At 69.8% G+C, this 11,479-nt stretch carries 9 protein-coding genes; 4 read left to right on the top strand and 5 right to left on the bottom strand.

Features of this window, described 5'->3' with window-relative positions; translation table 11 throughout:
- From ETU37_RS01945 to ETU37_RS01935, 3 genes are all read left to right on the top strand, one after another.
- On the top strand, window positions 1-1,267 hold a 1,267-nt coding region (locus ETU37_RS01945; protein WP_129985193.1), incomplete at its 5' end, for an alkaline phosphatase PhoX.
- 297 nt (window positions 1,268-1,564) lie between these two features.
- Window positions 1,565-3,061, top strand: a complete 1,497-nt coding sequence (locus ETU37_RS01940; protein WP_129985192.1) for a CYTH and CHAD domain-containing protein — start codon at window positions 1,565-1,567, stop codon at window positions 3,059-3,061.
- Window positions 3,049-3,735 carry a 4'-phosphopantetheinyl transferase family protein gene (locus tag ETU37_RS01935; protein WP_165372362.1) on the top strand — a complete coding sequence of 229 codons (687 nt, stop codon included), beginning with the start codon at window positions 3,049-3,051 and terminating at the stop codon, window positions 3,733-3,735. The genes ETU37_RS01940 and ETU37_RS01935 overlap by 13 nt, the downstream gene beginning before the upstream one ends.
- Here ETU37_RS01935 and ETU37_RS01930 read toward each other — a convergent pair.
- From ETU37_RS01930 to ETU37_RS23015, 4 genes are all read right to left on the bottom strand, one after another.
- Window positions 3,635-4,948: a M1 family metallopeptidase gene (locus ETU37_RS01930; RefSeq protein ID WP_129985190.1), complete on the bottom strand. Its 1,314-nt coding sequence runs from the start codon at window positions 4,946-4,948 to the stop codon at window positions 3,635-3,637. The genes ETU37_RS01935 and ETU37_RS01930 overlap by 101 nt on opposite strands.
- Complete coding sequence (locus tag ETU37_RS01925; protein WP_129985189.1) at window positions 4,945-8,850, bottom strand: Pls/PosA family non-ribosomal peptide synthetase; 3,906 nt, start codon at window positions 8,848-8,850, stop codon at window positions 4,945-4,947. Before ETU37_RS01925 ends, ETU37_RS01930 begins: the two co-directional genes overlap by 4 nt.
- 200 nt (window positions 8,851-9,050) lie before the next feature.
- The gene (locus ETU37_RS23020) at window positions 9,051-9,218 is read right to left on the bottom strand and encodes a hypothetical protein (protein WP_165372361.1); all 168 of its coding nucleotides are present in this window, start codon (window positions 9,216-9,218) and stop codon (window positions 9,051-9,053) included.
- Between the two features lie 154 nt (window positions 9,219-9,372).
- Window positions 9,373-9,546, bottom strand: a complete 174-nt coding sequence (locus ETU37_RS23015; RefSeq protein WP_165372360.1) for a hypothetical protein — start codon at window positions 9,544-9,546, stop codon at window positions 9,373-9,375.
- Between the two features lie 136 nt (window positions 9,547-9,682).
- Between ETU37_RS23015 and ETU37_RS01920 the strand changes: the two genes are divergently transcribed.
- Entirely contained in the window at window positions 9,683-10,582 is a 900-nt protein-coding gene (locus tag ETU37_RS01920) for an NUDIX hydrolase (protein ID WP_129985188.1), read from the top strand.
- A 93-nt stretch (window positions 10,583-10,675) separates the two neighbouring features.
- Here the strand turns inward: ETU37_RS01920 and ETU37_RS23400 are convergent, their stop codons facing one another.
- Window positions 10,676-10,957, bottom strand: a complete 282-nt coding sequence (locus tag ETU37_RS23400; protein ID WP_129985187.1) for a hypothetical protein — start codon at window positions 10,955-10,957, stop codon at window positions 10,676-10,678.
- Window positions 10,958-11,479: the final 522 nt, after the last annotated feature.

Below are 11,479 nucleotides of genomic sequence, written 5' to 3'. Positions count from 1 at the left end.
CACCCGCCGCTCTGCGGGGTACGGCGCGCTGGTGTCCGACCCCGCCGGGATCCTGTCCCTGCCGCCCGGGTTCTCCTACCGGGTCCTGGCCAAGGCCGGGGAGACGCTCCTCGACACGGGCGAGCCCTCGCCGAGCGACCCGGACGGCGCGGCGGTGTTCGAGCGCCGCGATGGCTGGACCTTGGTGCAGAACCACGAGATCGGCGGCGACGAGACGTACGGCGTTCCTGCTCTTCCCGGTCTCACCTTCGACCCCGGCGCCCGCGGTGGTACGACGACGATCGTCATGGACAAGAAAGGCAACCGCCTCTCGGAGTACGTCAGCCTGGCCGGCACCCACAACAACTGCGCCGGCGGCAAGACCCCCTGGGGCACCTGGCTGTCCTGCGAGGAGACCGAGCAGCGCAAGGGCGGCCAGTTCCTCGAGGACCACGGCTGGACCTTCGAGGTCGACGCCTTCGACCGGCCGGCCAACCAGCACCCGGTGCCCCTGAAGTTCCTCGGCCGCTACTCCCACGAAGCGGTCGCCGTCGACCCGGACGGCACGATCTACCTCACCGAGGACGCCAACGGCCCGCACGGCCTCTACTACCGCTGGACCCCGCCGGCCGGCTTCAAGCCGGGCAAGGGAGCGCTGCGGACGCTCGCCCTCTCGGAGGGCGGCGACACCGCAGGCACCCTGCAGGCCATGCTGTGCACCAAGGGCGGACGGGCGATCGCGGACCTGTCGGAGGCGACCCAGGTCGGCACGACGTACAAGGTCACTTGGGTGGACGTGCCGGACCGGCTGGCGGCGACGACGTCGGTGCGCAAGCAGTTTGCGACCGGCGAGGTGACTGGCAGCCGGAAGCTCGAGGGTGCCTACTGGAGTGATGGTGGGGCGTACTTCGTCGCCAGCTTCGCCCGGACGAGCGACGGCAGCAGGAACGAGCACGACGGCCAGGTGTGGTTCTACGACCCGCTGTCCGAGACGGTCAAGCTCAAGAGCATCTTCGGTGTGAACCCGGACCCGGAGGTGGATGCCGACTACGACGGCCCGGACAACATCTGTCTCGACCCCAATGGTGGTTTGATCCTCGCGGAGGACGGCGAGGGCATCCAGCACCTCGTCGGCATCACCACGGCAGGCAAGGCCTTCCCGCTGGCCCGCAACGACGTCAGCGGCAGCGAGTTCGCCGGACCGACCTTCACCGAGAACGGCAAGGTTCTGTTCGCCTGTATCCAGGGAGATGGCTACACGTTCGCGATCACCGGTCCCTGGGAGTGACAGTCCGCCCGGTCATCGGCGCCTGAGTCCGGTCACGGAGAGCGGGCGGGAGGTTTGTCCCTTTCCAGGTCAAACCAGGCATATCGTGAATAGATTGCGAGCGACCCCGTCCAGGCCCTCCCCCGTTGGGCCCGGGCGGGGTCGCTGCGCGCCCGGCAGCGCACACGACGTGCAGCACATCTGCGCTATTGACTCGCTGGTTGGCCCGTTCGAGCCTGTGATGCGGCCTCGTCAGCTACAGAACCCTGGCGGGGCCGCACCGAACGCCAGTTCATCTTTGTCCTGTAGGACGTCAGGATGACGCACGTCCTCGAGATCGAGCAGAAGTACGACGCGACCGGGGACCTGCCGGCACTCGACGAGCTGCCGGACGCAGCCGCCACGGTGCACGACACCGGCATCACCGAGCTGACGGCGGTGTACTTCGACACCCACGACCTGGATCTGCGCACGGCCGGTATCTCGTTGAGGCGCAGGGAGGGCGGGGGTGACGAGGGCTGGCACCTGAAGCTGCCGATGGGGCGTGACCGCCGGCTCGAGGTGCGCGTCCCCCTGTCGCGCGGGATCCGGACCGTACCGAAAGAACTGCGCTCCGCGGTCCTCGCGTACACGCAAGGTTCGACGCTGACGCCGATCGCGGTCATCGAGACGGTCCGCCGCAGCGTCCACGTGCTCGACCTGGACGGCTCCGTCCTCGCGGAGGTGGTGGACGATCAGGTGACCGCCGGGGACCTGGCGTGGCGTGAGTGGGAAGTCGAGCTCGGCACGGGCGACGAACGACTACTCGCCGCGGTCGCCGCTCGGTTGCGTGACGCGGGCGCGCGTCGATCCAAGGTGGGCAGCAAGCTGGAGCGCGTCGTGGGGACAGGGGTGAGGGAAAGGCCCGAACGGCCTGTCCACAAGGTCGGTCGCAAGAGTCCGGCGGCGAACCTCGTCCGGGAGAGGCTGGCCACGCTGGTCGACGCGATCCCCGCCCGCGACATCTCCGTTCGACGCAACCTGCCCGATGGCGTGCACCGCCTCCGCGTGACGATCCGGCGGATCCGGCAGCTGCTCGCCTCCTTCGAGCCGCTTCTCGACCCGAGCGAGGTGCAGTGGTTCCGCGGCGAGCTCAAGTGGCTCGCCGACTGCCTCGGCGCGGCCCGCGACGCCGAGGTCGTGAGCGCACGCCTGAAGGGTCTCCTCGCCGATCAGTCCGACGAGTCCGGGGCTCCCGCCGCTGCACGCGCGGTCCAGCGGGAGATGACACGCCGCTACCGCGAGGCACACCGCGCCGCCGTCGTCGCCATGGAGTCACAGCGCTACCTCGAGCTCCTCGCCGCCTTGCGCGGGTACGCCGAGGAACCGTCGTTCCGGAAGCGCGCAGCCAAGCCGACCAAGAGGGTGCTGCCCGGAATCGTCGACCGGGACGTCGCGCGGCTCGAGAAGCGGCTGCGCCGGCTCGGCGATCCCGCCGATCCCGACTACGTCGAGCGTCTGCACGAGGCGCGCAAGGCCGCGAAACGAGTGCGATACCTGGCGGAGGCGTGCCGTCCCGTCTACGGAAAGCCGGCGCGTCGATCCGCCCGGGAGATGAAGGCGTTCCAGTCGTACGTCGGGGAGCACCAGGACGTGGCGATGACCCGCACCGCCCTGCGCGTGATCGCCGCCCAAACGGACCCGGCCGGGCGAGTGGCGTTCGTGCTGGGTCGCGTCGACGTGGTGGAGGAGCAGGCCGCCGCATCCGTCGTGCGTGGACTCGGACGCGCGTGGAAGCAGGCCGAGGTCTCGAGGATCAGGAAGTGGGCACGCTGACCGGGAGCTCGCCCCACGTCGTCGTGGCACTCGGCCACGGCCACGACGACATACCTCTCCTCGCCGCCGTGTGCCTGACGCTGCTCGGACGACCGGTGACCGGCGTGAGCGTCAAACGAACATGTCCTCGCTGCGGCGGCGACGACCACGGCCGTCCCTCCCTGAGGATCGATGGCGAGGAGGACCGGTTCTCGGTGAGCATCTCGCGGTGCGACGGCACCACCGGCGTGGCGGTGTCCGACGCGGCCGGGGTTGGCCTCGATCTCGAGAGCCCGCGTCGCGCCGGGTTCGCCGGGTTCGACGACGTGGTCCTGCATGCTCTCGAGTCGGCACCGCAGTCCGAGCGTGACCGCGCAGTCGTGTGGGCGCGTAAGGAGGCCTACCTCAAGGCCGTCGGCACCGGGCTCGACGCCGACCCGCGGGATGTCCGGCTGTCGAGCGCGGACGCGCCGCCACGCGTGCTCGTCGGGGTTCGGTCGGCTGTCGGGATCAGGCTCGCTGACCTCGACGACGAGCTGGTCCCCGCGGGGCTCGTCGGTTGCGTGGCGGTTGCCTCCCCGGCCAGGCCACGCGTCACCGTGGTGACGGCAGGTCCGGAAGGGCTTCCTCGTGCAGCCACGCCTGGAAGAGCGGGTCGAGGTCCGCGTCGCACCGTGTCGCCACGAAGGCGATGAAGCCCTCGGTGGTCACGGTGCCGTACCGCTGCTCGGCCGCCCATCCTCGGAGCATGTCGAAGAAGGCGTTGTCGCCGATCGTGCAGCGCAGGGCGTGCAGGCACAGGGCTCCGCGCTTGTAGACCCGGTCGTCGAACATCAGGTCCGGCCCCGGGTCGGCGAGCAGCAGGTCCTGGGCGAGACCGGAGAGCCGGGTCCAGTGCTCCTCGGCACGCTCCTGCGCGGTCGGCCCGCCGGACGCCTCGGACCACAGCCACTCGCTGTAGCAGGCGAATCCCTCGTGCAGCCAGATGTCCTGCCACGTCTCCGCGGTGAGGCTGTTTCCGAACCACTGGTGGCTGAGCTCGTGCGCCACCAGCCGGACGGCCTCCCAGTCGCCGCGCACCAGGTTGGCGCCGAACGTCGACAGGCTCTGCGACTCGAGCGGGATCTCCAGGTCGTCTTCCGTGACGACCACGGCGTACCCCGCGAACGGGTACGGGCCGAACAGCTCCTGGAACATCTCGATCATCTCGGCCTGCCGACCGAAGGCGTCGTCCAGCTGGTCGCGGAGCCGAGCGGGCGCCACGATCCGGGTGGGGACGTCCGCGTCGAGGTCGTGCACCTCGTACTTGCCGATCTGGACGGTCGCCAGGTACGGCGCCATCGGCTCGGGCTGCTGGTAGGTCCAGGTCGTCGTTCGGCCATGGGGGTTCGTCGAGGTCAGCTCGCCGTTGGCCACGACGACGTAGTCACTCCCGGTCGTGATCTCCAGCGAGTACGAGGCCTTGTCGCTCGGCCGGTCGTTGCAGGGGAACCATGACGGCGCGCCGTGCGGCTGCCCGGCGACGATCACCCCGTCCGTGAGCTCCTCCCAGCCGGCGGTGCCGTGGTGTCGCTTGCGCACCGGCTTGGGGCTGCCGGAGTACATCACCGCCACCTCCGCGGTGTCGCCCGCGGCCAGCTCCTCCAGCAGCCGGACGGAGAGCCGACCCCGTTTGTGGGAGTAGCGCGCCGGTGTGTCGTCGACGAGCACCTTCTCGACGTGCAGGTGGTGCAGGTCCAGCTCGACGCGCTGGATCGTCTCGACGGCTCGCACCGTGAGGGTCGCGCGGGCGTTCAGCCGGTTCCCACGGACGGCGTACGTCAGGGCGAGGTCGTAGTGGTCGACGCCGTAGGAAGTGTCGCCGTGGGCCGTGACGTAGGGATCGGCGCCGGAGGTGCCGAACGTCATGCGTCGCTACGACCGGGCTCGTCCACCCAGGGGCCGATGGGGTTGCCCATCCAGCGAGTCTTGTCCGGCACGGACTCGCCTCTCATCACCAACGACACGGGGCCCACCGTAGCGTGACGACCGAGGCTCGAGGCCGGGAGGATCACGCTGTTGGCTCCGAGGGTGGCGCCCTCGTGCAGGGTCACCGCATCGATGCTGAGCACACGGTCGTGGAACAGGTGCGTCTGCACGACACAGCCTCTGTTGACGGTGGCTCCGTCCGCCAGCCGCACCTGGTCGGACTCCGGCAGCCAGTAGGTCTCACACCACACGCCGCGACCGACCTTGACGCCGAGGAGACGCAGCCAGAAGTTGAGGACCGGGGTTCCCGACGCCGCCCGCGCGAACCACGGGGCCGCGACGACCTCGACGAAGTTGTCGACGAGCTCGTTGCGCCAGACGAACGAGCTCCAGAGCGGGTGGTCCGTCGCCGCGATGCGACCCACCAGCACCCACTTGGCCAGCACGGTGACAGCGGCGGCGACCGCGCCCGCAGCCATCAGCACGACGCCGGAGAGGGCGGCTGCGACCGCCGAGTCGAGGGCGTCGGCGATGACGAGGATCGCGGCGACCACACTCCAGCCGATCGCGGCCCCGACCACCATGGGCACCACGCGGCACAGCTCCACGCAGGCCCGCGCAACCTGCAGGTGGCGAGCCGGCTGGTAGGTGCGGCTGGCGTCGATGCCTCCGGCGGAGCGGCGCAGTGGTACGGGCGGGCTGCCGAGCCAGGAGGCGCCGGCCTTGGCGGACTTGCGCCGCGGTGCAGCGGAGAGCACGGCGACGAGGGCACGCTTCGGCACCTTGCGGCCGGGTGCCGCCATCCCGGAGTTCCCGACGAAGGCGCGCTTGCCGATCTTGACTCGCTCGACGCGCAGCCACCCGCCGCCGAGCTCGTAGCTGCCGATCAAGGTGTCGTCCGCGAGGAAGGACTGGTCGGAGACCGAGGTGAGCCTGGGGATGAGCAGCACCGTCGACGCCTCGACGTGCTTGCCGATCCGGGCGCCGAGGGCGCGGAGCCAGCCGGGTGTGAGCGCGCTGGCGTAGATCGGGAAGAGCCAGGTCCGCGCCTCGTCGAGCACCCGCATCGTGCCCCAGGCCTGCCACGCGGGACGGCTGTGGATCGGAAAGTGGCCGGGCCCGAGCCCGAGGGACAGCAACCGCACCGTGGCCAGCACGAGCACGGCCAGCGCGGTGTACGCGGCGACGACCGCGACGGGCGACCACGCGAGCCCGGCGAGCCAGGCATCGCGCAAGGACGATGCACCGACCACCGGGCGCCACAGCACCAGAGCCGCGACGGCGCCGGCCACGACCGGCAGCAGAGACACAGCCAGGCCCAGCAGCGCGTAGGCGATCGTCCACCGGGGCATGCGGCGGGGCCGCTTCGCTGACCACGGGCCACGCGCCGTACGCGTGACCGGCTCGGCCGGCGAGCCGGACCAGAACGCATGCTTGGGAACCCTGCCGAGGACGGCCGAGCCCGGTGCGACCTCCGACCCCCGGCCGAGGGTGGCGCCGGGGCCCAGGGTGCTCCTCGTGCCGACCCGCGCACCGGCTCCCACCTTGACGTGGCCGATCCGCAGCACGTCACCGTCGACCCAGTAACCGGCCAGGTCGACCTCTGGCTCGATCGAGCAGCCCCGGCCGAGCGTGAGCATCCCCGTGACCGGTGGGAGCGAGTGCAGGTCGACGTCGCGGCCGACCTTGGCGCCGAGCGCCCGGGCGTACCACGGCATCCACGCGGCACCGGCGAGGTTGGCCGCACCCAGCTCGTCCGCCAGCCGCTCCGCGAGCCAGACCCGGAGGTGGATGCGGCCCCCGCGGGGGTAGTCGCCGGGCCGGATCCCGTGCATGAGGATCCGCGCCCCCAGGGCACTGAGTGCCATGCGCCCGGGGGCGAGGACCAGGAGGACCCAGCCCGCGACAAGCCAGGCCCACGGAGTCGTCGGCGCCCACGTCGCGCCCGCGGCTGCGGCGACGTTGCTCCCGGCCAGGACCCACGTCGCCCAGCGCAGTCCGGACAGGAGGCGGAGCGGCACCGTGAACACCACCTGACCCATCTGGGTCTTCCACGGCGTCGGACGGACCCTGCGGTTCGTCGCCGCGACGGGGGTGTCCATCGTATCGAGGAGGTCGGCCAGGCGCTTGACGCTGGGTTGCTCGTAGACGTCGGCCACCGTGATGTCCGGGTGCGATGCCCGGAGCCGCGACACCAGCTGGGCCGCGGTGAGACTTCCGCCGCCCAGGTCGAAGAAGTCGTCCTTGCTGCTCCGGACAACCGCGCCCAGCACCTCGAGCCAGAGATCCGCGACGTGGCGCTCGGTGTCGGTGAGGTCAGCCGCGACATCGGCCACGCCCGCGTCGCCGGCGCCGGGCAGCGGCCACGGGAGCGCTTCCCGGTCGATCTTCCCACTCGTCCGCGTGGGGAGCTGGTCTACCTGTGCGAGCCGGGGAACGAGGGCGGCGGGAAGGTCCCGGCGCAGCTGCTCCGTGGCGGCGGTCGTGTCGAAGTCCTCGCTGACGTTGATGTAGCCGATGAGGATCTGGTTGCCGGCCTGGCTGGTGCGCACGGCGGCCGCGGCGCCCGCGACGCCCGGGAGGCCGAGCAGGGCACTGTCGATCTCACCCAGCTCGATCCGGCGTCCGCCGAGCTTGATCTGGTCGTCGGCGCGTCCGGCGAACACCAGCCCGGTGCCGTCGAAGCGCACGATGTCGCCGCTGCGGTAAGCGCGGTCCCAGCCGAGCGTCGGCATCGGCGCATACTTCTCGGCTTCCTTGGCAGGGTCCAGGTAGCGGGCGAGGCCGACTCCACCGATGATCAGCTCGCCAGGTTGGCCGGCCGAAACAGGCACGCCGTCCGCGTCGACGACCGCGAGGTCCCAACCGTCCAGCGGAAGGCCGATCCGCACGGGACCGTCACGGCTGATCTCAGCCCCGCACGCCACGACCGTGGCCTCCGTGGGGCCGTAGGTGTTCCACACCTCACGGCCGGGAAGCGCAAGTCGCGCACCGATCTCGGGAGGACAGGCCTCGCCGCCCATGATGAGCAGCCGCACCCGGGCGAGCGCCTCGGTCGGCCACAGCGACACCAGCGTCGGAACGGTGGAGACCACGGTGATGTCGTTCGCGACGATCCACGGCCCGACATCCACGCCACTGCGCACCAGCGACCTGGGCGCGGGAACGAGGCAGCCACCGTGCCCCCAGGCCAGCCACATCTCCTCGCACGACGCGTCGAACGCGACGGACAGGCCAGCCATGACCCGGTCTTCTGGACCGAGCGCCGCGCCCTGCAGGAATATCCTCGACTCGGCATCGACGAACGCCGCCGCCGATCGGTGCGACACCGCGACGCCTTTGGGGGTCCCGGTCGAGCCCGAGGTGAAGATGATCCAGGCGTCGTCGGACGGCGACACGGGCGAAGAGGTCGACGCGTGCCGATCGTGACGTCGCGGCGTGACGCGCAGGCCGTTCCCGAGGATCGCGGCAACGTCTGCCTCGTCGAAGATCAAGCGGGCCCGTTCGTCGGGGTCGTCCGCGTCCACCGGCACATAGGCGGCTCCGGCGAGCAGGATCCCCATGATCCCGACGTACAGGTCGAGTGTGCCGGACTTGATGCGGACGCCGACGCGGTCCCCGCGGCCGACCCCGAAGGTGCGGAGGCTGTCGGCCACCTCATCGGCGGCTTCCTCGAACTCGGCGTACGTGAGCACCTCGGCACCGTTGTCGAGCGCGCGACTGGACGGGTGGGCCTGCACGACGTCGCGAAAGATGTCGACCAGCGTTCGAGGTGGAGCAGCGCGCTCGGACCGCAGCAGGGCCGGCTCGAGGCCGAGCGCGCCGACGTCGGCGTCAGGCACGCTCCCAGCCTCGCCTTCCTGGGTGCACGACGGAAGCCCGGAGTCGACCGGTCGAGGGCTCGCGCCACATCCCGACGGTCACACCCGACGGAGACCGCGAGCCGATGCCGGGTCATGTTCCGTGCTCATGGCGCGGAACGTAGTCCCGTGAGGTGAACGACTGATGACGTCGGTACCACCTCGGTCCAGACCAGGGAGGCTCAGTCGAGGTACGCCGTCACGGCGACGCCCGGATCGTTGGACAGAGCACCGCAGTGCCGGCAGCGGTCCACGGTGAGCAACCGGCCGTCGGCGAGCCGAACCCGGGCGAGCTGGAAGAAGTGCACCGCGGTCGGCGCCGTGACGCACTGCGTGTCTGAGAAGCCCATGCTCGTCCCACCGGCGACGCGTTTCGAGTGCGTCGCCTTGTCGCATCGTGCCTTGGCCCTTTGCCCCACGTCATCACGGTAGCCGGGTTTCCCGGTTTCTCATGGCGAACGGAAAATCAGCTGCCCCGGGCGAACTCGACCACCCGCCCAGGTGTCAGACAGGCTGCTCGGGCTGCTCGTAGACACCCGAACGGATGGCTGTGACGGTCTCTTCGGCGAGCGTCCTGCCCTTCAGCTTTTCCGCGGCCAGCTTGGTGAGGGCCCGGAGAAGACGACGCGACCGGCGGACAGCGGCGTGCCCCGATCTCAATCGCGAGCTGCTGACCATTGCGTGAGGGTACGACCAGGGCGATGCCGCGACGGAGGCATGCTTTCCGGGGCCGTGTCGACGTGGTTCGTTGCGTTCATCCCCCGTTCGCAGGGTCGACGTGGCGCAGACACTTTGACGGGTGCAAATACTGGACATGGCAGGTGACGTCGCCCGGATCGAGGCCGCGGGCGGTGTGCTTTGGCGCATGACGGACTCGCGAAGGGGCGTCGAAGTTGTGCTCGTCCACCGGCCCAACAAGGAGGGTTGGTCACTCCCGAAGGGGAAACTGCACGCTGGCGAGCATCCCGTCATCGCGGCCCTACGCGAGGTCCGCGAGGAAACCGGCTTTCGCGCCTCGCTCGGTCCGGCTCTCGGGACGACCAGCTACCTCAAGGGCGGCCAACCGAAGCGGGTTCGCTACTGGTCCATGAGCGCGGTCGATGGTCGGTTCACCCCGAGTGCCGAGATTGATGATCTGACCTGGGTGTCGCTCCGGGACGCTGCTCGACTGACGCGCCGACGCGACCTTCCCGTCATTGCGCGATTCCGTCGTGTGAACGCTTTTCAGACGCGGCCGCTCCTGCTCGTGCCGCCCGTGGGCGTCAGCAGCGAGGATGGGTCGGCTAAGAACCACCGCCGCTCGCTGGGCGGTCGAGAGCAGGCGAAGGCGTTGGGGGAGCTGATCCAGGCGTTCGGGGTTCAACGGGCGCTCGTCGCCGAGGCGCTTCGATGTACTGAGACTCTGCGCCCCTTCGAGCAGGTCATCGACGTCAAGCACGAGTCCGTGCTGGTTGTCCGAGACACCGGCCCACGGGCCCGAGTCGCGGTCGATCAGTTGCTAGAGGTGGCGCAAGAAGGCGTGCCGGCGGTGGTATGTGCCGAGGCGAGTCTGCTGGCCCGGCTGACCGACGAGCTCGGAGCGGGGAAGACGGACTTGCGGCGTCGGATCTCCAGGCTCCAGAACGGCAGTCTGTTAGTGCTGCACTTCGACCGAGGCCCCGGCCGCCTGGGCGGCCAGATTTCGACCACCGAGTGGATCCGCACCGGGGCATGAACCAGAGTGGGTTCGGTCTGTTGGTCAATGCTTCAGGCGCTGTCGGCGACCTGCTTGAGCGCCGCCCCCCGGCAACGCTGGGCTGGCGGTTCGTTATCGGCCGCCCTCGCGCCAACGTCGGTGGGCGGCGGCCTCCTCGTTGACGTGCTCCACGAGCCGGCTCGCCGCCTCTGACTGCTTTCGCCTGACTTTCACGGCGTACGGATCATGTCGATGCCCTGTGGCCACCGTTGCCCCGGCAACGCCAACCCGGACGACGGTGCGTCCTTTCCCAGTTTTCTGCAATTCCGCGCCTGTCACGTCGTCCCAGGCCACGTGAATCAGGCGTCGGGTACGGCGCTGGTCTGCGTCGAACTTGGACCGGGTGAAGGTCACGCCGTCGATCGTGACGTCAATTCGGGCCCCGCGACCCGATGCAGAGATGACGGACACCCGGCAAGTGGAGCACAGCGGGGTGAACTGCCCGCGGACAACGACCGTGATGAACGCTCCAATGGCCTGAGGTGTCTAAACCGCACATGCGCGCGGATGCAGACTGAAGAGTGTGAGCACAGTGAATGCAGCGGTGACGATCGGCGTGTGTGTTCTCATCTCGATTGCTGCTTTCGTGCCGCTTGTCATCGTTTGGCGGGATGACCACAGCTGGCTGGATCGACCGAGGCTCTGACCGATCGAGGTTGGGAAGAGCTCTCTGATTCGGGCCAGGCACATCAGCCAGCGGCCTCCTCGTCGGTAGTCCGCGGGCAAGGCGGCATGGAGGACACGGCCAGTTTCGACTGTCATCGCTCGCGGGCACCTCGAGATCAAGCAGCCTCGTGTAGAAGTCGATCGCCCGATCCAGACTGCTCACGTGGAGGACCGCGCCCTGCAGATGGACCTCTGTGTCGCTCAAGGCGG

The sequence above is a fragment of the Nocardioides iriomotensis genome, from assembly GCF_004168035.1.
Classification (GTDB): Bacteria; Actinomycetota; Actinomycetes; order Propionibacteriales; family Nocardioidaceae; genus Nocardioides_B; species Nocardioides_B iriomotensis.
The sequence above is the reverse complement of the archived record's forward strand: the minus strand, read 5'-3'. Positions and strand labels throughout refer to the sequence as shown.

Excerpts from the sequence above, each read along its gene's own strand:
- ETU37_RS01920 (WP_129985188.1), top strand. The coding sequence starts at position 9,683 with ATGGCAGGTGACGTCGCCCGGATCGAGGCCGCGGGCGGTGTGCTTTGG.
- ETU37_RS23015 (WP_165372360.1), bottom strand. The coding sequence starts at position 9,546 with ATGGTCAGCAGCTCGCGATTGAGATCGGGGCACGCCGCTGTCCGCCGG.
- ETU37_RS23020 (WP_165372361.1), bottom strand. The coding sequence starts at position 9,218 with ATGGGCTTCTCAGACACGCAGTGCGTCACGGCGCCGACCGCGGTGCAC.
- ETU37_RS01940 (WP_129985192.1), top strand. The coding sequence starts at position 1,565 with ATGACGCACGTCCTCGAGATCGAGCAGAAGTACGACGCGACCGGGGAC.
- ETU37_RS01930 (WP_129985190.1), bottom strand. The coding sequence starts at position 4,948 with ATGACGTTCGGCACCTCCGGCGCCGATCCCTACGTCACGGCCCACGGC.